The following is a 21626-nucleotide window of genomic DNA, read 5'->3' on the forward strand; positions in this document are numbered from 1 at the left end:
TCGGGTCAGGCGCCGGTCGACTGCAGATGGGCGCGCTGTTGCGCAGCCGTCTTCGTGCCGTCGACGACAACGTCGCCGGTGTGTTTGGTCTCTGCGGGTTCGAACAGCATCACCCAGCATTCGTCTTCTGCGAGCGGATTGTGCTCGACGCCCTTGGGCACGACGTGCATGTCGCCGGCGTTCAGGACGACATCGTCCCGGTCGCGGTAGCGGATGGTGAGGCTGCCCTTGATGATGAAGAAGAGCTCGTCCTCGTCCTGGTGGTCGTGCCAGACGAACTCGCCTTTCAGCTTCGCAAGCTTGACGCTCTGGTCGTTGACGTCGGCCACCACACGCGGCGACCAGTAGTCAGTGATCTGGGCGAATTCCCTGTCGATGTTGCTGATCATGATCAGACCCGCTCGATGATGGTCGCTGTTCCCATGCCCGCGCCGATGCACAGCGTGACGAGAGCGGTGTTGAGATCGCGGCGTTCCAGTTCGTCGAGCACGGTGCCAAGGATCATGGCGCCGGTGGCTCCAAGAGGATGGCCCATGGCAATCGCACCGCCGTTGACGTTGACCGTTGCCGGATCAAGATCGAAGGCTTGCTGGTAACGCAGGACGACGGAGGCAAAGGCTTCGTTGATCTCGATGAGATCAATGTCCTTGATGTCCATCTTGGCGTTTTTCAGAAGCTTTTCGGTAACATCCACCGGACCGGTCAACATCAGGGCCGGTTCGGAACCGATATTGGCGAAAGCCTTGATGCGGGCACGCGGCTTCAGGCCGGAGGAACGGCCTGCGGTGCTGGAACCGATCAGAACGGCGGCAGCTCCATCGACAATGCCGGAGGAGTTACCGGCGTGGTGCACATGGGTGATCTTTTCGATTTCCGGATGCGCCTGGATGCCGACCGCATCGAAACCGCCCATGTTGCCCATCATTTCGAAGGAGGGGTTGAGCGAGGCGAGCGACTGCATGTCGGTTTCCGGCCGCATGTGCTCGTCCCGGTCAAGAATGGTGATGCCGTTGACGTCCTTCACCGGCACGACGGATCCGGAGAACCGGCCATCTTCCCAGGACTTGCCGGCGCGCTTCTGGCTTTCCACCGCATAGGCATCGCAGTCATCGCGTGAAAAACCGTATTTGGTGGCAATCAGATCAGCCGAGACGCCCTGGGGCATGAAATAGGAGGGGATGGCCACCTGCGGCTCGATCGGCCAGGCACCGCCGGAAGCGCCAAGGCCGACACGGCTCATGCTTTCCACGCCGCCGGCGATTACCAGCTTGTGCTGGCCTGCCATGACCTGGGCCGAAGCCATGTTGACCGCGTCGAGACCGGAGGCGCAGAAGCGATTGATCTGCATGCCCGGAACCGACTTGTCGTAACCGGCCGCAAACACCGCCGCACGGGCAATGTCGCCTCCGGCTTCCCCGACCGGGTCGACACAGCCCAGGACGACGTCGTCCACCCGGGTCGTGTCGAGACCGTTCCGGTCGCGGATCGCTTCCAGCGCGGTGGCCGCAAGCCGGACGGCGGGCACTTCGTGCAGCGAACCGTCCTTCTTGCCGCGTCCGCGCGGCGTGCGCACGTGGTCGTAGATATAGGCTTCGGGCATCAGATCCTCCTCTAGATCGGATTGGCCTCAGGTCTTATCCGGCAAGGGATGGCCGGGCATGAGGTCGTAAGGATGTTTCCAGCCGGGCAGAGCCTTGATCCGCCCCAGCCACTTGGTGACATTCGGATAAGCCTCGAGATCAATCCCGAGCTCACCTTCGTAAAAGAGGTAGCTGCACAGCGAGAAATCCGCGCTTGTTGGCTTCTTGCCGATGGCGAAGTCATTCTTCGCGAAATGCTTGTCCAGGATGGCAAGGGCGGATTTCGACCGCCCGTCGAGCCATTTGACCACGTCCGTCTCGCCGGTCTTCATCAGTGTGCGCAGGAAGCGCAACGGACCGAGCAAGCCGGAAACCTTCTGGTTGTCGAAGATCGTCCAGCGCAGGATTTCCCGCCGCTCTTCATCGTTTTCCCAGCCAAAGGCGCCGAACTTCTCGGACAGGTCGTCCATGATGACGGCGGACTGGGTCAGGATGTCGTCACCATGCACAAGCACCGGCACTTCACCCATCTCGTTCAGCGTGTCCCGGAATTCTTCGGTTCGGGTGGCCCCGTTGAAGAAGTCGACCCACTCCGGCTTCCAGTCGGCGCCGCACAGCTCCAGCATCAGGGCCACCTTGTAGGAGTGTCCCGACTGGGCCATGCAGTGAAGAACGTATTCAGCCATAACTTGAAATTCCCCTCGCAAATCAAATTGGAACGCGACTATAGCCGCCGGTTTCGATTTGCGGGCTCAAATTTCCGCCATCAGCGAGCTGGCCCCCGGACGCTTTAAAAAGCGTCCGCGGCAACCGACATCATGGTTTCGGACCCGGATGAGATTCGGGCAAGATGCGCGCCCGTTTCCGGCAAGGTGCGTTCCATGAAGAAACGCCCGAAGGTCAGCTTGGTTTCCAGCCATTCGGCCTTTTCGCCTGCGCCTTCCGCGACCTTTTCCTGAATGGCCTTTGCGATCTTCGCCCACATGTAGCCAAGGGCAACAAGCCCGAAGAGGTGCATGTAGTCGACGGAGCCGGCGCCGGCGTTGTCCGGGTTCTTCATGGCGTTGTTCATGAACCACATGGTCGCGGCCTGAAGATCGTCCATGCCCTTCTTCAATGGCCCGGTGAAGACGGCAAGGGCTTCGTTGTCCTTGTTCTCCTTCAGGAAGGTATTGACCTCGTTGAAGAAGCTCATGACAGCCCGACCGCCGTTCGCGGGCAGCTTGCGGCCGACGAGGTCCAGTGCCTGGATGCCGTTGGCGCCTTCGTAGATCATGGCAATACGGGCATCACGAACGAACTGCTCCATGCCCCACTCGCTGATGTAGCCATGGCCACCGTAAAGCTGCTGGGCATTGACCGCGTTGGCAAATCCGGTGTCGGTCAGAACGCCTTTGAGCACAGGTGTCATCAGCCCCATCATGTCGTCGGAGAACTGCTTGGACTTTTCGTCGTCGGACCTGTGCGAGACATCGCCATGAAGCGCGGTCCAGATGACGAGAGCACGGGCCGCTTCGTTGAACGAGCGGATTTGCATCAGGGTGCGGCGTACGTCCGGATGCACGATGATCGGGTCGGCGGGCTTGTCCGGGTTTTTCGGTCCGGTGAGGGCGCGGCCCTGGATGCGATCCTTGGCGTAGATGACGGCATTCTGATAGGCGACCTCCGACTGGGAGAGCCCCTGAACCGCAACGCCGAGGCGGGCCTCGTTCATCATGGTGAACATGGCGCGCAGGCCCTTGTTCTCTTCGCCGACCAGCCAGCCGGTGGCATCGTCGTAGTTCATCACGCAGGTGGCGTTGCCGTGAATGCCCATCTTGTGCTCGATCGAGCCGCAGGAAACGCCATTGTTGTCTCCCACCGAGCCATCGTCGCCGATCGCGTTGCGGGGCACGACAAACAGCGAAATGCCCTTGGTGCCTTCCGGGGCGCCCTCGATGCGGGCCAGCACCAGGTGGATGATGTTTTCCGCCATGTCGTGCTGACCGGCTGAGATAAAGATCTTGGTACCGGTAATCTTGTAGGAGCCGTCGGCTTGCGGCACCGCCTTGGTGCGGATGAGGCCGAGATCCGTTCCGCAGTGCGGTTCGGTCAGGTTCATGGTGCCGGTCCAGGTTCCGGCAATCATGTTGGGAAGGTATGTCTGCTTCTGATCATCCGTGCCGTGGATCGTCAGGGCTGCAACGGCCCCTGCGGTCAGGCCCGGGTACATGGAAAAGGCCATGTTTGCCGAAGAGGCAAATTCATTGAAGACGGTGGTCAGAGTATGTGGCAGGCCCTGTCCGCCGTAATTCGCGTCCGCCGACAAGGTACCCCAGCCGTTTTCGCAAAACGCCTTGTAGGCTTTCAGAAAGCCTTTTGGGGTCGTGACCGTGCCGTCGTCGTTGCGCGTGCAGCCTTCGCTGTCGCCGGTCTGGTTCAACGGCTGGAGAACTTCTTCCGCGAACTTGCCACCCTCGCGCAAAATCGCTTCCACAAGGTCGAGAGGTGCATCGGAAAAACCCGGCAGGTTGGAATATCGGTCATAGCCGAACACGTCCTTCAACAGGAAAAGCGTGTCATCGACGGGAGCGGTATAGCTCGGCATGGAAATCCTCCCAGATCTGCCGTTTATGTCTCGACCTTACGTTTCCGTAAACGTCACCTTGAGGCCTATATACGCGTGTTGTTATTGCCCGGCAAGTGGTGTCCCAACGGAAGGGTTGTCAAAAAAATACGCCTAAAACATGCTGATGGGAATGATTTCCGAAGGTCCCGTACGCGAAATCGTGTTGCGAGGTGTCGTTTTTGGGGAATTTCACAGTTTTGGAAAAAGGGCGTCAATTCTCGCAGAAATTGCAAGTTGACGTCCGCACAAACAAAAAACCGCCGGCGTTGCCGCCAGCGGTTTCAAAACTCTGAGGTCGAAAGGAAAGGGACTTATGCCTCTTCCGCTTCCTTGTGCTTCAGCATGCCGGAAACGATCTCGACAGTGCGTGACAGTTCCTCAATGGCCTGTTCGATGTCCTTGCGCTGATCTTCCAGAACGGCGATCTGCTCGTTGAACTTGGACAGGGCGACGCGGAGCTGGGTCACCTGACCGTCGCGCAGGTCGTAAAGGTCGAGCATGTCGCGGATCTCGGACAGGGAGAAGCCAACGCGTTTGCCCATCAGTACCAGTTTCAGGCGGGCACGATCGCGGCGGTTATAGACGCGGTTCAGGCCGTCGCGCTTGGGGTTGAGCAACCCCTTGTCTTCGTAAAAGCGCAGCGTGCGCAGGGTGCAGTCGAATTCTTTCGCCAGGTCGCCGATTGTGAACTGGGTTTTCTTCGTGCTGTCGTCGTTTGCGGACACAACGTCCACAAGATCGTCTTCATTGAGGATCGAAAGCGCTTCGCTCATAGCAGTTTGTTCTCGTTTTTCAGCCGTTGTCCGGCTCATCGTTGATGTTTTGCAGTTTTCGAAACCCGCTCCGAAGACATGATCTCCAGTGCGTTCTCAGGCGATGCGGTTGTGTGCACAGTGGCTCAGCCGGTTTCTTGCGCACTGTTTAGCTTACGTTTGCGTTAAGGTCCAGTCACGGAAGGTCGCAGGGGAAAAATTCGTTAACGCAGCGTTTGCCGATTCGCGTCACCCTGATCGCGTGAACATCTGATTTTCATTCGAAAACGGTCTGTTTTCGCATTTAGCAAGGCCAATTAACGGCCTGTTTACCCTAAAACGACAAAGTCTTTCAAAACGCTGTGCCTGTCCCGTCCTCGACGGAATCATGGCGCAGCCTGTTTCATCAGCGGTCTGAATGACCGTCAGCCCAGGGTCAAGAGATGCCGGCTTGGAAGAAAAACGAGGCAGGACGCCGCGGCCGTGATGCGTATGAAGGCGACGACTTTTACGATGCACCACGCCGCGAGCCGGCGCGAAACCGCATAGAACGGTTGACGCGCACTGCAACGGCGCTTGGCAAAAATGACCGTTATCCCTCCGAGGAACGTGACGAGGATCTCGACGCCGTGGCAGACGAGCTGGACCGGCTTCTGGCCGACCAGGCGGAACCACGCCGGCCCGAAGTGCGTCGGCCGGAGCCTCACCAGTCTGCGCCGCGCCGCAGGGTGTCTCGCCGCGAGCCGGGCATTGATGAAGTCATGGGTGCGCTCGACCGATTGGACGAACAGGTGCAGGGGCTTGCGAGCCCGGACCCGCGGGAAGACTATCGTCAGGAGCATCGCGCGGACTACCGGGATGAGCCGCTTCGGCCGGCGCCGAAGCCACGTCGTCGCCCGGGAAGCTATGCCATCGACAATCTGCCGGCTGACGAACCCTATTATGACGAGGACGATGCCTACGAAGCGCAATATGCGCCGCAGCCCTCTCGCCAGCGCGACCGGGACGTACGCTCCAGAAGCGAAGCGTCCATGCATATCTACAAGGACCTTGGCCGCCGCATCGACGCATTGAGAGCGCCGCAGGAACAGGCCTTCAATCAGGTTCGCGATGAGCTTGGTTCGCTGCGCGAGGCACTTGGCGGCCTGTCGCGCGGCACCAACGAAACCGTGAGCCGGCAAAATGCGGAACTGCGTCGCCTGTCCGACATGGTCGAGCGTCTGCGTGCAGACAAGAAGAACGACCAGCTGGCCCGCGAGATCCGCAAGGAAGTCGCCGACCTGAAGGACATGGTCGGCCGCACGAACGTGGAAGGGGCACTCCAGACCCTGGAGCACGGATATGCCCATATCCTGCAGCGCCTTGATGAATTGTCCCGTGCGTCTGTGGATCCCCGCGTCCTGCGCGGTGTGACCGCGCGCCTCAATGAAATCGAGGACGCCTTTGCCGCGCTGCCGCGGTCCGAGCACATGATGGTGCTGGAAGACCGGGTCGTCAGCATTGCCGAACGCATGGAAGAGCTCCTGCAGCGCAAGGGCCACGCCGATATCGAACCGCTTCGCGCGGAACTGCGTGAAGTCCGCGGCTTTGTCGAACAGATCGATATCAAGGGTCTTGTCGAGGGTATCGATGACCGGATGAAATTCGTGTCCGGCCGCCTCGACGATCTGGAAGTCCTGGCCCGGGAACAGCGCGGCCTGGACAGCCGTCTGTCCGCCATGGAACAGCGCATGCCCGAGCCGGAAACGATCTCCAGGCTGCAGGGCCGCCTGGAAGACATCGTCGGTATGATGGCCGACGACCGTGCAGCTCCGGTGGACACTCAGCATCTGGGTCAGGTTGACCGGCGCCTCGACGAAATCGTTGACCGTCTCGAGAGAATGGAGCAGGCAGGTCCGCTTCCGTCGACCGACACGGGCGCCTTTGCAGCGCTGGAACAGCGTCTGGAAACGATCTCCGGCAAGATCGACGCGATCGAAAAGAAGTCTGCGCGCCCGGTGCCGGTTCTGGATGCAGCCGCGATGCGGTCCGGCGGCAATGCGCCGGACACCAAGTTCATGGCACAGCTTCAGGAGCGGTTGAACGATCTGACTGCTCGTCTGGATCAGCCGAAAGACACGGTCACGACATCGGACCTAGACAAGCTGCGCGCGGAGATCGGATCCATGCGTGCCAGCGTGTCGGCACCGGCATCGACAGAAGCGCTAGAGCAGCGGATTGCCGATCTGGCACAGATCGTGTCGAAGGGGGCCGAAGTTACCGACGACAGCCGCTTCGAACAGCTTGGAGCCAAGGTTGCCGCGCTCGCGGAACAGATCGAAAGCACGTCCACTCAGGCGTTCAGCATGGAGCAGTTCTCGCCGTTCCTGGAGCGGATCGAGAAGGGCCTGGAAAAAACCCGCTCAGACGTCGTGGGCATCGCCCGCGAAGCGGCAAGGGAAGCGATCGAAAGCGCACCGGCACCGAGAAACGGCCAGTACGATCAGGCCATCACGGAGCTTCAGTCCGATCTGAAGCGGTTGCTTGACGCTGCTGAAGGTACTGACGAACGGACGCGGAACACCTTTGACGGGGTCAAGTCCGTGCTGGGCTCGCTGACCGAGCGCCTGGACAACCTGGAACGTGCCGACCACTTCGGTGAAACGCCGGCCTCCAGCTTCTCCCCGATCAAGGTTGATGAACCGGCCCCGTTGTTCTCCAAGGCCCCACAGGCCGGGAAGACGGAAGGCGAGCAGCAGCCCGCTGATGCACCGCAGGCACCGCGAGCCGATGACCGGACCCGTGATCGCAAGGCAGACTTCATCGCAGCTGCCCGCCGTGCAGCACAGGCAGCTTCCGCGGAAGCTGCCCAGCTGGAAAAGCGGCAGAAGGTAACGGAAGAACCTGACGTTGCCGACGAGGAACGCGGCAAGGCCCGTGTCGGCTGGCTGCGCAACGTTCTCAAGCGCGACAAGTCCGCTGCGAAGGAAGACAAGGCCGAGCCGGTTGGCGATCTGGAGCTGAATGCCGAGGACGTTGCCGATCAGGCGTTTGAAACCCAGGATTCTGCCGTTCTGCCGGGTGATCGCCCGGCGCCGGAAGCTCCGCAGGCCTCCAGCGGCCGTCGTCGGGCCATTCTCTATACTGCTGCCGCCGTTGTCCTGTTGATCGGAACACTGCAGGTGTTCCGCCTGGCAACCGGTGGCCCGGAAGAGGCCGATCAGCTTGCCGCGAACACGCCGGAAACCGTTGAAGCGGTTCCTGCGCCGGAAATGGCAGACGCTGCTCCGGTACAAGCCGACGTGAAGCCGGACGTTGAGGTTACTAGCGAGGTCGCTCTGGCAGAAAGCCGCGGCGTCGGATCTGCGGCCGAAGGAGCAGAATCCGGGGCTGTCAGCGCGATGCCGGACGAGACGGCCGACACGATGTCAGAACAGGCCCCGGCTGTTGCATCAGCGCAGTCCGCGCCGCCGCAAACGACACCGGTCACCGAAAGCAACAATGTTGAGGCTGCTTCCGCGTCCGGTCCGCTTGCCCCTGAAACCGAACTGGCGTTCGCGCCGCCCGCAGGCGTTGCAAGCAGCTTCGGCGAAGCAGGTGAAAGCACTGTGTCCGGGTTCCAACCGGCAAGCGAAGCCGGCGCCCCGGCAAGCCTCCTTGCAAACCTGCCGCCGGAAGGCGTTGGCCCGATGGCGCTGCGTAGCGCTGCTGCCAGTGGCAATGCGGCCGCAGAATTCCTGGTGGGTGTGAAATTCACCGAAGGCAGTGGTGTATCGGCGGATCTGTCCAAGGCAGCCGTCTGGTATCAGAAAGCGGCCGACAAGGGTCTCGCGCCTGCCCAGTACAGGCTCGCAAGCCTCTACGAAAAAGGCCGTGGTGTCGATAAGGACCTGCCGAAGGCAAAGGCCTGGTATTCCAAGGCGGCCGAGGCCGGTAATGCGAAGGCCATGCATAACCTCGCGGTTCTTTATGCCGAGGGAGGTGGTGAACAGCCTGACTATGCAGCTGCTGCCAAGTGGTTCGAAGAAGCCGCCAATTTCGGCGTCAAGGACAGCCTGTTCAACCTGGGCATCCTCTATGCCGGAGGCATCGGCGTCGATAAGGACCTGGTCGCCAGCTACAAATGGTTCGCGATTGCGGCTGATCAGGGCGACCCGGAAGCAGCCAAGCGCCGCGACGATGTCGCCAACATGATGGACCAGGAAACCCTGGCCAATGCTCGGCTCGCGGTCGAAAACTTCAAGCTGAAGACGCCGAACGCAGCGGCCAACAAGGTGACGATGGAGCCGGGTTGGGTGGACAGCGCTACATTGCCGGCGGAAAAGGTGTCGATCCAGGCGCCCGACAACACGGCCATGGTCAAGGAAGCCCAGGACAAGCTCAACTACCTTGGTTTTGACACCGGTACCCCGGACGGCCAGATGGGTCCGCGCACCCGCAGCGCGATCCGCGCCTTCCAGCGGAGCATCGGAATGCCGGAAACCGGAGAAGTCGACAACCGTCTGCTGGACGAGTTGAAGAGCCAGGCGATCTAGACCATCCCTAGGTGTATCCGGGGTGGGCGCGACAAACGGCGACCTGATGAAACAAGCACCCAGCCAGGCCAGATGCCCGGCTGGGTGTTTTCACATTGCGGCCCGCATTGTTTTTTCACGGTGACACGAAATGGAATTTTCTTCGGTAACGGCGCTACAGGCAATTTGCCGATGGAAAAGGCAGAGCCTGAATGCAGTCAGATATTCGAACGTGAAGCACGATGGGCGTGGTTTCAAAAACAGACCGGAACGCGGGATATTTGCGCAACGCAATGGTCGAATTCCGCCTGGCACTTGTCTAAAATCGGCGAACCGAACCAAACAGACCTGCTGGCCGGTTGACATGCTGGACTCTACAGGTCTTTAACCATTTCATCGTAATCTTTACGCAGTCATTTCTGCAGTTTTCCGGTTGATCCCGTGCAATTATACCTGCCCATAGCCGAGATTCCGGTGAATATCTTCGTGATATTCGGCATGGGCGGCGCCGTGGGTTTTCTGTCGGGGCTGTTCGGTATTGGCGGTGGCTTCCTGCTGACACCGCTTTTGATCTTCTCCGGTATCCCGCCCGCGGTTTCCGTTGCCACCGTTACCACGCAGGTGGTTGCCTCTTCGTCATCGGCCGTCGTCACCTATTGGCGACGAAAGGCCATCGACCTGAAACTTGGCACCATCCTGCTCTGCGGCGGTGTCATAGGGTCGTTTATCGGCGTCATATTGTTTGAGGTTCTGCAGTCCATCGGTCAGCTGGATGTCGTGATTTCGCTGTCCTATGTGACGTTCCTGGGCGCCATTGGCGGCCTGATGCTGTTCGAATCCATCCGTGCCATCCGTCGGCGCAAGTCCGGCGTTGCGCCCAAAGCCCGCAAACCGGGTCAGCATAACTGGATCCACGGGCTGCCGCTGAAAGTCCGTTTCCGGCGCTCCAAGCTTTATGTGAGCATCATCCCGGTTGTCGGCCTTGGCGCGATCATCGGCTTTCTCGGCACGATCCTGGGGATCGGCGGCGGCTTCATGATGGTGCCTGCGCTGATTTACCTGCTGCGCGTGCCCACCAGCATCGTCATCGGCACATCCCTGTTCCAGATCCTCTTCACAATGGCAGCCGCGACCGTGTTCCATGCCATGGGCACGAAGACTGTCGACATCGTTCTGGCCATGACGCTGATGGTCGGCGGTGTGATCGGAGCCCAGTTCGGGGCTCGCATGGGCCAGAACCTGCGCGGCGATCAATTGCGTCTGCTGCTTGCGCTTCTGGTCCTGGCTGTCGGCTTGCGCTTTGCGGTCGACCTGCTGCTGACACCGGACGATTTCTATTCCATCGCGATCCGGAAGGGGGCAGGGGCATGAGCCGGCTGATCCTGCTTCTGTCGATTGTCGTTGGCCTGGTAACCGGCGCTGCTGCCCAGAGCCGGCCGAACCAGGAACTGGTGACGTCCCTGTCCTCGGATCTGATCTCGATCCAGTCCAATTTCACGGGCACGGAAATCGTCATCTTCGGGCAGGCAAGCAACATCGAGCGCCAACCCAACGATCCGAGTGGCTATGAACTGGCCATCGTCGTGGAGGGACCACCGCAGGACATCACCACGCGGCGCAAGGGCCGTTTTCTGGGCGTTTGGGTGAACCGGGAGGCCGAGCGGTTCCAGAACGTTCCTTCCTACTACGCGGTCGCGAGCACCATCAATATCGGCAACCTTGCGAACCGCACTGTTCTTGACGACCTTGGCATCGGCCTCAACCACATCAACCTGGCTGTCTCGGGCGTTTCCAATGTCGCATTGTCAGACAGGGATGATTTTCGCCGCGCCTTCGTCCGGCTGCGGGAGCAGATGGGTCTTTACTCGGAACAGCAAACTTCGATCACCTTTCTGACCGATACGATGTTCCGAACAAATATTCCCCTGCCGGCCAACATCCCGGTGGGAGACTACAAGGTCAAAAGCTTCCTCTTCCTCCATGGCGAGGTGGTGGCCCAGACGGAGCAGACGCTGGCTGTTGCCAAAAGCGGTTTCGAACAGGTCACCTTTGAACTGGCGCAGTCCTATCCGTTCTTCTATGGCCTCCTCGCGGTGTCACTGGCCATTTTCACAGGCTGGCTCGCCGGTGTGATCTTCCGCAAGGACTAGGCAGACCCGATCTCGGCCCGCCCGATTTGGTCTTCTCGAGCCGATTGTGTCCTACCGGGCTTACCCATCTGACTGAACGCCGAATGTTATCGTCGGAAACCGCATGTTTGCGCACTTTCCGCTGGCGCTTGCCGCCGCCGCGGCTATTCTCGAGGCCAAAGAATTTTCAGGCTGTTGGGGCAGGCGGACATGACAGAAGAACCCTCATCCACACAACGGGTGGAAACAGTTGTGAAACCTGACCCGACACTGGATGCAAAGGTCATCGATATCGCCATCCGCCTGGGCGTTCTGGGGCTCTTTGCCTATTTTTCACTTCAGCTCGTCGCGCCGTTCTTTCTGTTCCTGGTCTGGGCGGTGGTGCTGACGGTCGCACTCTATCCGGTGTTTGACTGGCTCGCCGCCAGGCTTGGTGGACGAAAGGTTCTTGCAGCAGTCCTGATAACGCTCTGCTGTCTTGCAATCGTGATCGGTCCCGTTGCCGTGTTGATCGTCAGTCTCGTGGACACGCTTCAGGGCTGGTACCACGGCATGGCGAACGGCGTCCTCAAGCTGCCGCCCCTGCCTGAGAAACTCGCCGGGTTGCCGGTCGTCGGTGCCAAGATTTCCGAATTCTGGCAACTCGCCGGTCAGGGGCTGGAACAACTTCTGGCCAAGGTCGGGCCGACGCTGGTGCCGGCCGGCAGCCGCATCCTCGGTGTTCTGGCTTCACTCAGTGGCAGCGTGCTGTTTTTCATCGTCTCCATCATACTCGCAGGCTGCCTGTTTGTGCCGGCCCCGTCCCTGGCAAAGGGCAGCAAGCTGTTTGCCGACCGCATCATCGCGCCGCGCGGATCGGAATTTGTCGATCTGGCCGGTGCCACCATCCGCAACGTCTCGCGCGGTGTCATCGGTGTTGCTGTCGTCCAGGGGCTGCTGACAGGGATCGTGCTGATAGCGTTTTCCGTGCCGCTTGCCGGCGTCCTGACCTTCGTGGCGCTGATCCTGTGTATTATCCAGATTGGTCCGGCACTGGTGATTATTCCCACGATCATCTGGGCCTGGAGCTCCTGGGAACTGGTGCCGGCACTCCTGTTCACTGTGCTGATCGTTCCTGTGATGCTCATCGACAATGTCCTGCGGCCAATCCTGATGTCCCGTGGCCTCAACGTGCCGATGCTGGTGATCCTGATCGGCGTTCTCGGCGGCACCATTGCCTATGGCTTGATCGGTCTCTTCCTCGGGCCCGTCATCCTGGCGGTGTTCTACGAACTGATCATTGCTTGGGTGAAGGCAGGCGAGAAAAGGCCGCCTGCAGTAACGACCTTGCCCGATCGCTAGAGCGTCTGAAAATAGCCACTTACCGGATCTTCGGCGAGATGACCGGAAATCATGGCCCAGGTTCCATCAGCAATCAGTCCTTCGATATGTGCCTTGTGGATTGCTTTGTTTTCCCAGCTTTCGACAAGCGTGAAGCGGCATGCATCATCCAGGTCCTTCAGAACCTCGACACCTTGACATCCGGATACGCCCGGAAGATCGGCCGAAACCGAGTGCATGATGGTTTCAAACGCCTCTTGCCGGTCCTTGAGAGCCTTGAATTGAACGACAACTTTGATGGCCATGGGGGATCCTTTCCGCGTCGGCTGTATGTTGCCGGCATGGGATAAACAGCCAAGGCAGTTGGCGACAGATCCATTCCTGCTGAACGGCTGCCCGATCCTGCGGAACTTTCCTCAAGTACCGTTCTGGCGAGGCTAGTCCAGAGTTTCGGCATATTGGCGCGGAGCCATGCCGAAAGCGGATTTGAAATCACGCGTGAAGTGGGACGTGCTTGCATAGCCGGCAGCCTCGGCTGCACGGGCCACGCTGGCGTTTGACGTCAGCAGGTGTTGCCGGGCGCGGTCGAGACGTAGCTGCTTGCGGTATTGAAGCGGGGACTGACCGAACAGAGCAGTGAAACCATGTGCGAAATGGGAGGGGCTCATGGCAACTTCGGCTGCAATTTCGGCAATCGTCAGCTCCGGTCGTGCCGCATGGGTCTCGATATAGCGCAAGGCATTGACCAGCCTTTCATCCCTTGCGCTGACCAGGGTCCTCAAGACGCCAAAGGCGTCGGACCGCAGGATCCGGTAACAGATTTCCTGCAGGCACAGCGGTGCCAGAACATTGCAGTCGGCTGGATCCCGAAAAGAGGTGACGAGGCGCAGCAGCGAACCGGCGAGTTCATCGTCCAGTGGTTCACAGGAGATAAGCGCGCCTTTGGCCGGGGAAGACGCATGGGCATCGGTTTCGGCAAGGCGAACCAGTGTTTGAGCAATCAGCTCAGGTGACAATTGCAGTTTGAGGGCCAGATAGGGCTTTGCAGGTGTGCCCTCGACAACTGCGCTGTAAGAAGCGTCACCATGAAACGCGATCACGTGGCCGGGGTCATTGACGATCTGCTTGTCACCCAGGCAAACGCGTTTCAGCCCGGAGACGGCAACGGCGACCGAAAGTCCCTTGTTCCGGCCACGGTGATAGGGAAGGCATTCCGACAGTTTCAGAGCCCAGACGGAGCCGAGTGGGGACGGAGTGACCCCTTCCGTTTTCGCAAACTTCCGAACGGCATCACTCAGTGCGGCGATTGCTGGCGAAGCATTGTCGGTATGGACGGAGTGGCAAGCTTGTACGGGAGAATTCGTCAGCATAGCTCTGGCTTAGCCAACGGCAGCCAGGAGCACAAGCGGCAGATGAAGTGTCAGTCCCCGACCAGACGGCTGGCAGTGAAGGGGAACAGGCGGTCATTACCGAGCATGAAAACGGAAAACTGCCGTCGCCGGAAGAGCATGCCATAGGCTTCATCGGTGACATTGAGCCCACCGGTCAACGCGCCAAAGGCGGGCAGGACAAGACGGGTGCCGTCGGTAACGAAGCAGGCCCGCCGGATCGAACGGCCGAAGCGGCGCACGCGGGCGGCCGGATGCAGGTGTCCGCAGATTTCTCCTGCGGTCGACGTGGAACCGACCTTCTCGATTGGTTCGTGCCGGAAGGTCAGCGGGCCGATAGTGATTTCGTCAACCGTTACACCGCACAGGCGCACCGGTGCAATCGGATCATGGTTTCCCGTCACCCAGATCCACTCACGGCCGAGCTGAAGGGTCGTCAGCATTGCGCGGTAGGGCGCTGGCAACCGGTCGGAGCCGTCGGGATCGTGGAAACTGTCTCCAAGGCAAATGACGCAAGCCGGATCGAAGGCATCGATTACGCCGGCAAGTTTCTCCAGCGTTGCTCCGGTGTCATAGGGCGGAAGCATCACGCCGCGTCGGGCGTAGCTGGACCCTTTTTCAAGATGGAGATCCGCGACGATCAGGGTGGACTCATCCGGCCACCACAAGATTCCGCTGTCGTGCAGACCGACCAGCTGGCCATTGATCTGAATGTCATGACATACCGGCGCAGCAGCATATTTGCGCAAATGGGATGTCAGGGCACTCATTCCATAGCCTCCAGTACGAGTTCTTCGGCTGCCTCTGCCAACAGCGTGTCCATGGCCTCCCCGTAGACCGGTTCCTTCCCTATTTCCAGGAGAATTGGCACGGCAAGGGGAGAGACGTGCGGAAGTTCAGTATGCGTGATTCGTCCTCGGATCCGGGCAAGAAGTTCCCCCAAACGCGAGATATCCAAAAGTCCTTCGGCGGCGTCGTTCCAGGTTGCCTTGAGTAATATGTGGTCTGGTTCATGGGCTCGCAGCACGTCATAGATCAGGTCCGAAGATACGGTTACCTGCCGGCCCGACTTCTCCAGCCCCGGATGGCGGCGTTCGATCAGACCGGCAATGACGGCACAATTACGAAACGTACGTTTCATGAGGCTGGATTCGGCGAGCCAGGCATCGAGATCGTCGCCGAGGATGTCTTCCTCGAACAATCGGTCGAGAGGAATTCTGCCGGAAGAAAACAGCAGAGACAGGTCTCCGAGGCCCCATATGGCAAGCGCATAGTCGTTGGCGACGAAGCCGAGCGGGTTCGCACCCAGCCGCTCCAGGCGCTTGGTCAGCAGCATGCCAAGTGTCTGGTGCGCCAGGCGTCCCTCGAACGGATAACAGACCATGTAGTGCTTGTTGGCGCGCGGAAACGTCTCCACCAGCAAGCCGTCCCTTGCGGGCAGGACGGATTTCTCCCTCTGGATGTTCAGCCAGTCGCGCACCTGTTCGGGCAGCGCCTTCCAACTCTCGGGTGTCGCCAGCATCGTGCGGACGCCTTCAGCGAGATAGGTGGAGAGCGGAAACTTTCCGCCCATGTAGGACGGGATCATCGGATTGTCCGATGTGGTGCGCGAGACATAGGCCTCGTTTTCGCGGATGCCCTCGAAACGCACGACCTCGCCACCGAAAAGAAACGTGTCGCCCGGCGCCATCTGCTCCAGAAAATACTCTTCCATCTCACCCAGAACTCGCCCGCCGCGGCCGACGGGTGTTCTTCGCCCGGCGGCCTTGGAGCGCACCAGCCGCACCTTGAGCATCGGTGCTTCGACGATGGTGCCGACATTCAGCCTGTATTGCTGCGCGATCTTCGGGTGGGAAATCCGCCAAAGCCCGTCCTGGCCTTTCCGCAGCTTGGCATATTGGTCGTAGCTTTTCAGTGCGTAGCCTCCGGTGGCAACGAAATCGAGCACCCGCTCGAACGTCTCCCAGTCGAGATGCCTGTAGGTTTCAGAGGACCGTATTTCATTAAAGACATCTACTGCATCCAACGGGTCTGCGCAGGCAAGGCCGAGCAGATGCTGGGCAAGCACGTCCAGCGCGCCCTGGCGCAGCGGCGGCGTGTCCTGATCGCCGCGCATGGAAGCGGCAAGGGCTGCCTGACACTCGAGCACCTCGAACCGGTTGGAGGGGATGAGGATCGCCTTCGACGGTTCGTCCATGCGGTGGTTGGCACGGCCGATCCGCTGGGCAAGGCGGCTGGCCCCTTTCGGCGCACCGATATTGACCACCAGATCGATATCGCCCCAGTCGATGCCCATATCCAGCGAAGAGGTGGCAACCACGGCCTTCAGGGCACCGGAGGCCATGGCCGTTTCGACTTTCCGCCGCTGGCCGACATCAAGCGAGCCATGATGCAGCGCGATCGGCAGCGTGTCGTCGTTTATGCGCCAGAGTTCCTGAAACACCATTTCGGCCTGGCTGCGCGTGTTGACGAACAGCAGCGATACGTTGTGCGCCTTGATCAGCTTGTAGATGTCGGCAATGGCATAGCGCGACGAGTGGCCGGACCAGGGAACGCGTTCTTCGCTCTCCAGGATCGAGATGTCGGGCTTGGCGCCACCGGCAACCTCAACGACATGAGACAGCGCCCGGCCATTCGGGTCGGGCTGATCGACAAGATAGGCGCGCAGGTCATCCGGTTCGGCGACAGTTGCCGACAGGCCTATGGTCTTGAGGTTCGGGGCAAGACGTCTTAGCCGTGCCAGGCCAAGTGCCAAGAGGTCGCCACGCTTGGAGGTCACCAGCGCATGCAACTCGTCCAGAATGACGGTTCGAAGCGAGGCAAACATCCGTGCCGAGGCTGGATCCGACAGAAGCAGGGCAATCTGTTCCGGCGTGGTCAGCAGAATGTCCGGTGGATTGAGCTTTTGCCGCTGGCGCTTGTGAGAGGGCGTGTCACCGGTGCGGGTTTCCAGCCGGACGGCAAGATCCATTTCCGAAACCGGAGCCTCCAGGTTGCGGGCAATATCGACCGCAAGTGCCTTCAGCGGCGAGATGTAAAGCGTGTGGATGCCATTGCCCGCGGAACCGGGTTTTCTTTTGCCCTGTGCTTCCAGTTCCACCAGGCTTGGCAGGAACCCGGCCAGGGTCTTCCCGGCGCCCGTGGGCGCAATCAGCAGGGTGGAATGGTCCTGTTGCAGATGATCGATCAGTTGCAGCTGATGAGGCCTTGGAGCCCATCCCCGCGAGGCAAACCAGCTTTGGAATCTGTTTGGTAGCAACTGCACGTCCATGGCTTTGGTTTTAGGCCAGGGATGGGTGAAAGGCGAGGGGGAATGTTCCTTGATTGTTCAGCTTGTGTTCAGGTGACCTATGGTCAATTCTGCGCGAATATGACCTAGGGGAGGTTCTTTTGAAAACATTGGTATTTATGGGACTTTTGTCAGTAACCGTTCTGTCTGCAGGTGGAAGCGCAAATGCTTCGGAAAGCCTCAATTACCGTTGCAAACTCGGCAACCAGTTCGTCTTCATTGAAACGATCCCGGAAGAGGGACGCGCAATTCTCGAGGATATCAACGGCAAGACAATCCTGGTGCCGGACGGGCGGGGTGGTTACTTCAACGATGACGAGGAAATCTCTTTTGAGCGGGCTAAAGCCGTTCCTGAACTCTGGCTTGGCGATGTGTCACATAACTGCGAAATAGCGGCGCCAGATTCCATCGGCAAGAGCCAGGCAAGCAACGCTGTTGGAAAAAATGAAACGCAATTGAATCTCCAGGGCCAATCTCGGGGAGGCAAGTTGCGCGCAGGTCCGGGAACGAATTTCGCGCAGGTCGGCAGCCTTTCGGAGGGGACCTGGGTCACCATCCTGAAAAACAGTGGTGTTCGAATGGACGGCTACGACTGGTTTGAAGTTGTGGCCGACAGCGGATTGCGCGGTTTCCAGTGGGGCGGAATCATGTGCTCCAACGGCTCGAAGATTGCCGGTGTCTATCAAGCTTGTGGTGCGCAGGCGTCTGCGCAGCCGGCCACGAAAGTGGCTCAGCAACTCGGTGGTGGCTGGATGGCGTTTGCCCTGGCACCTGGTGGAGCCTTTGGTCATGGCGCTGCCCCCACCAGGGCAGCCGCGGAACAATTCGCCATGCAATATTGCGGCAACAATCAATGCCGGATTGCGGACGCCACCCAGGCAAGGTGCCATGCATTGGCCGTTTCGCCTTCCAGCAACGGTATTGGCGCTGGCGACAGCGAGCAGGCAGCGATGAACTTTGCCATGGGCTGGTGCTCGAACAGCGGCGCAAGCGGCTGCCGTATCGAGTATTCCTATTGTCAGTGAGCCACTTGCCAGTGAACCACGACGCCATGGCCATGCGACCTTTTCGACGCATGGCCATGGCACATCCGCAAATCAGACCTATCTAGCGACGGATGTCCGATCTACTGACGCTGACACCCGAAGGCCTCTATTGTCCTGAAGCAGGTGTCCATATCGACCCCGTCCGCCCGGTCGAAAAGGCGGTCATCACGCATGGCCACGCAGATCATGCGCGTTCGGGTCATGGCGCGGTGCTGGCAACGGGCCAGACCCTCGACATCATGGCAATCCGCTATGGCGAGAACTTCTGCGGATCGGCGCAGGCGATCGGATATGGCGAGACGTTGAAGCTTCGGGATGTCGAGATCTCGCTGCACCCGGCAGGTCATGTACTTGGCTCTGCACAGGTTCTGCTGTCATCTGCCGGGCGGCGAACCGTCGTATCGGGAGACTACAAACGGCAGGCAGACCCAACCTGCGCGCCTTTCGAAGTGGTGCCCTGCGATACCTTCGTTACCGAGGCGACCTTCGGTCTGCCGGTGTTTCGTCATCCCCCGGCGCGAGAGGAGATTGCCAAGCTACTGTCGTCGCTGGAGCTGTTTCCGGAGCAGACCCATCTGGTCGGTGCCTATGCGCTCGGCAAGGCGCAACGTGTTCTCGCAGAATTGCGGGCGGCCGGTTACCAAAAGACGGTCTACCTTCACGGCGCATTGGAGAAGCTGACGGCCTATTACCGAAGCCAGGGGATCGAACTTGGCGATGTCGAACCTGTCGGCCAGCGTGGCAAGGAGCTTGCCGGTGAAATTGTCATGTGTCCGCCCGGCCAGCTTTCGGACCGTTGGTCCCGCCGGTTCGGCGACCCGGTCGCGGCAATGGCCTCGGGGTGGATGCGTGTTCGGGCGCGGGCGCGACAAAGAGGGGCAGAGTTGCCTCTGATCCTGTCCGACCATGCCGACTGGGACGACCTTTGCCGCACCATTCTGGAAACGGGTGCCGAGCAGATCTGGGTGACCCATGGCGCGGAGGAGGCACTTGTCCACTGGTGCGAATTGAATGGACGAAACGCCCGCCCGCTCAATATGATAGGCTATGACGACGGCGAGGACGCCGACGTTGCGCGGGCCGCACAAGGCTGATCCGGCCCACGCGAAATTGCGGCATTTATTTCCTTTTGGGGGAGAGGCAGTCATGGCGGACGACGGTGAATTTGCAGGTGCCGGCAACGGCCAGACAAACGGCGCCGGGGCTGGTGCCAACGGCGAAGCCGAAGAGGCGATTGCACAGCTCTTTGACGATTATCAGGCCGGCTTCAACGATTATGACATCGACAGGATCTGCGACTGCTTCGCCCTGCCGACCATCATCTGGCAGCACGAGAAGGGGCATGTCTTCAACGACGACGAAGAGTTGATCGAGAACATCGAAGCGCTCCTTCAGGCATTGGAGAAGGAAGGCGTGTCCCATTCGGACTTTCACGTCGTATCCAGCCACGTGAGCGGCTCGGTCGCACTGGTGACCCTCGACTGGAGCCAGGAAACGGCGGACGGCGAAGCCGTGTTCGAATTCACCTGCCATTATCAGCTTATCCAGGACGGAGCGGATTGGGTTATTGCCTGCATCGTCAATGAATAGAACGACAGGCCGGAGGGCAGGGTGCCTTGCCCTGCTGCCGATCCTTTGCCTGCTTTCGGTCCTGTCGGGAACCGCAGCGGGCGAAACGCGGGCTATCTATGGGGCATTGACGCCAGCACCGGAAACCTTGCGAGCCTGCACACTTCCGGAGATGACGCCTGGCAAGGTGTTGCTGGAGACCGATTGCCGTTATACGGAACCGGTCGTCATTTCTGCCGACAACATCCTGCTGGATTGCCGCGGTGGCACCATCACGGGCATGCACCGGCGCGGCATTACCATTCGGCCAGGCCTGAAAAACATCTCCATTCGCGATTGTCGCCTCGACGATACCGGCGGCATCCTGATTGAAGGTCAAACGCCGTCGGATGATGCGGCGGCGCGGGACGAGGCGCGGGCAAATTCGTCTCAAGGGGTTGTTCTCGACCATCTGACCATCACCAAGTCCTACATGACAGGTGTCTTTGTCGATCACTACGTCGTCGGCGCGACGATCCGTAATTCCATCGTTGCCGATGGTCACCATGTTGGCATCTATCTGGAGCATGGGTCGCAGAAGAACGTCGTTTCCGGCAATCTGATCCGCAACAATGGCCTCTTCACCAACAAGGGCATCCGGCGCATCGGCCCGACCCGCCGAGAAGGACTGTCCGTGGATGGGTCCGCGTACAACCTGATCGAAAACAACATCTTCGACAGCAACGCTTTCGGCGGCATCTTTCACTACAAGAACTGTTGGGAGTTCCACACCACCAACCCGGAAAGCCGACCACGCCTGCAAGGATCGGACGGCAACGTCATCCGCGGCAACGTCTTTCGGAACATGGACATCGGCATCTGGGTTGCCTCGCGCCAGGCGCGCGACCTGGTGATGTGGGACTGCGGCGACAAGAGCCCTTACGACAGTCCTGTTTCACTGGCCCCGATGATGGGTGACCGCCCATGGGGGAAGTCCGACACTTTTCTGGGGTATCACTTCAACCCGGAACTCATCGCCGGTTTTGTCGACAAGAACGCGCTTGCTCCCAGATGGCCGTTTCCGATGGAGCTGCACCTTTACGAGGATTTCGCCGAAGACAACACATATCAGGACAACTGCTTCGAGAACCTTGTCACGGGCATCCGGATCGAGGACGACGGCAACACGGTCCAGGACAATCTGTTTGTGGGAGACTTCGAATACCTTTATCTCGGCAGTCCGTTCCGGGCAAAAATGCTGAACCGGCCGATAGAGGGAACAGTGATAGAAGGCAACAAGAATGCCTCGCCCTCGTCGCGAAGCTTCCTGCAGAACAGCTTTCTGGCCGATGACGAGCACAAGGACACTGTCATCGTCCAGCCCGATGCTGGTTCATCCGGGCCTGCGCCGGATACCTGCAAGACGGGACAGATCTAGACCGGTTCAAATGAAAAAAGCCGGTGACACGGGTC

At 59.8% G+C, this 21626-nt stretch carries 17 protein-coding genes; 8 read left to right on the forward strand and 9 right to left on the reverse strand.

Going from position 1 to position 21626, the window contains the following annotated elements; genetic code table 11:
• Positions 1–5: 5 nt before the first annotated feature.
• The 5 genes from Q666_RS63325 to Q666_RS63345 form a co-directional block, all read right to left on the reverse strand.
• The gene (locus Q666_RS63325) at positions 6–389 is read right to left on the reverse strand and encodes a cupin domain-containing protein (RefSeq protein WP_023001781.1); all 384 of its coding nucleotides are present in this window, start codon (positions 387–389) and stop codon (positions 6–8) included.
• Positions 390–391: 2 nt separating this feature from the next.
• Positions 392–1600 carry an acetyl-CoA C-acetyltransferase gene (locus Q666_RS63330; protein ID WP_023001780.1) on the reverse strand — a complete coding sequence of 403 codons (1209 nt, stop codon included), beginning with the start codon at positions 1598–1600 and terminating at the stop codon, positions 392–394.
• Positions 1601–1627: 27 nt separating this feature from the next.
• A complete protein-coding gene (locus Q666_RS63335; protein WP_023001779.1) occupies positions 1628–2266 on the reverse strand; it encodes a glutathione S-transferase in 639 nt (212 codons plus the stop codon).
• 104 nt (positions 2267–2370) lie between these two features.
• On the reverse strand, positions 2371–4167 hold the full coding sequence (locus Q666_RS63340) for an acyl-CoA dehydrogenase C-terminal domain-containing protein (protein ID WP_023001778.1): 1797 nt from the start codon (positions 4165–4167) through the stop codon (positions 2371–2373).
• A 332-nt stretch (positions 4168–4499) separates the two neighbouring features.
• Positions 4500–4961, reverse strand: a complete 462-nt coding sequence (locus Q666_RS63345; RefSeq protein WP_023001777.1) for a MerR family DNA-binding transcriptional regulator — start codon at positions 4959–4961, stop codon at positions 4500–4502.
• 422 nt (positions 4962–5383) lie between these two features.
• Between Q666_RS63345 and Q666_RS63350 the strand changes: the two genes are divergently transcribed.
• The 4 genes from Q666_RS63350 (at position 5384) to Q666_RS63365 (ending at position 12903) form a co-directional block, all read left to right on the forward strand.
• Positions 5384–9454 carry a peptidoglycan-binding protein gene (locus tag Q666_RS63350; RefSeq protein ID WP_023001776.1) on the forward strand — a complete coding sequence of 1357 codons (4071 nt, stop codon included), beginning with the start codon at positions 5384–5386 and terminating at the stop codon, positions 9452–9454.
• A gap of 420 nt (positions 9455–9874) precedes the next feature.
• Positions 9875–10804: a sulfite exporter TauE/SafE family protein gene (locus tag Q666_RS63355; protein ID WP_031269647.1), complete on the forward strand. Its 930-nt coding sequence runs from the start codon at positions 9875–9877 to the stop codon at positions 10802–10804.
• Positions 10801–11583 carry a TIGR02186 family protein gene (locus Q666_RS63360; protein WP_023001774.1) on the forward strand — a complete coding sequence of 261 codons (783 nt, stop codon included), beginning with the start codon at positions 10801–10803 and terminating at the stop codon, positions 11581–11583. The genes Q666_RS63355 and Q666_RS63360 overlap by 4 nt, the downstream gene beginning before the upstream one ends.
• Positions 11584–11772: 189 nt before the next feature.
• The gene (locus tag Q666_RS63365; protein ID WP_023001773.1) at positions 11773–12903 is read left to right on the forward strand and encodes an AI-2E family transporter; all 1131 of its coding nucleotides are present in this window, start codon (positions 11773–11775) and stop codon (positions 12901–12903) included.
• Here Q666_RS63365 and Q666_RS63370 read toward each other — a convergent pair.
• The 4 genes from Q666_RS63370 to Q666_RS63385 form a co-directional block, all read right to left on the reverse strand.
• Positions 12900–13187 (reverse strand): antibiotic biosynthesis monooxygenase family protein, encoded by a 288-nt coding sequence (locus Q666_RS63370; RefSeq protein WP_023001772.1) that lies wholly within the window; start codon positions 13185–13187, stop codon positions 12900–12902. The genes Q666_RS63365 and Q666_RS63370 overlap by 4 nt on opposite strands.
• Positions 13188–13319: 132 nt before the next feature.
• A complete protein-coding gene (locus Q666_RS63375) occupies positions 13320–14252 on the reverse strand; it encodes an AraC family transcriptional regulator (RefSeq protein WP_023001771.1) in 933 nt (310 codons plus the stop codon).
• 50 nt (positions 14253–14302) lie between these two features.
• Positions 14303–15040: a ligase-associated DNA damage response endonuclease PdeM gene (pdeM, locus tag Q666_RS63380; protein WP_023001770.1), complete on the reverse strand. Its 738-nt coding sequence runs from the start codon at positions 15038–15040 to the stop codon at positions 14303–14305.
• Positions 15037–17541, reverse strand: coding sequence for a ligase-associated DNA damage response DEXH box helicase (locus Q666_RS63385; RefSeq protein ID WP_023001769.1), 2505 nt, complete (start codon positions 17539–17541; stop codon positions 15037–15039). The genes pdeM and Q666_RS63385 overlap by 4 nt, the downstream gene beginning before the upstream one ends.
• A 137-nt stretch (positions 17542–17678) precedes the next feature.
• Between Q666_RS63385 and Q666_RS63390 the strand changes: the two genes are divergently transcribed.
• The 4 genes from Q666_RS63390 to Q666_RS65305 all read left to right on the forward strand — a co-directional run bounded on the left by Q666_RS63390 (position 17679) and on the right by Q666_RS65305 (position 21591).
• Positions 17679–18584, forward strand: coding sequence for a DUF4189 domain-containing protein (locus Q666_RS63390; RefSeq protein WP_023001768.1), 906 nt, complete (start codon positions 17679–17681; stop codon positions 18582–18584).
• A gap of 92 nt (positions 18585–18676) precedes the next feature.
• Entirely contained in the window at positions 18677–19699 is a 1023-nt protein-coding gene (locus Q666_RS63395; protein WP_023001767.1) for a ligase-associated DNA damage response exonuclease, read from the forward strand.
• A gap of 52 nt (positions 19700–19751) precedes the next feature.
• Positions 19752–20195: a DUF4440 domain-containing protein gene (locus Q666_RS63400; RefSeq protein WP_023001766.1), complete on the forward strand. Its 444-nt coding sequence runs from the start codon at positions 19752–19754 to the stop codon at positions 20193–20195.
• Positions 20188–21591 (forward strand): right-handed parallel beta-helix repeat-containing protein, encoded by a 1404-nt coding sequence (locus tag Q666_RS65305; RefSeq protein WP_023001765.1) that lies wholly within the window; start codon positions 20188–20190, stop codon positions 21589–21591. Before Q666_RS63400 ends, Q666_RS65305 begins: the two co-directional genes overlap by 8 nt.
• The last annotated feature ends 35 nt before the right edge of the window (positions 21592–21626 follow it).

The sequence above is a fragment of the Labrenzia sp. C1B70 genome (assembly GCF_000475395.1).
Lineage (GTDB): Bacteria > Pseudomonadota > Alphaproteobacteria > Rhizobiales > Stappiaceae > Roseibium > Roseibium algicola.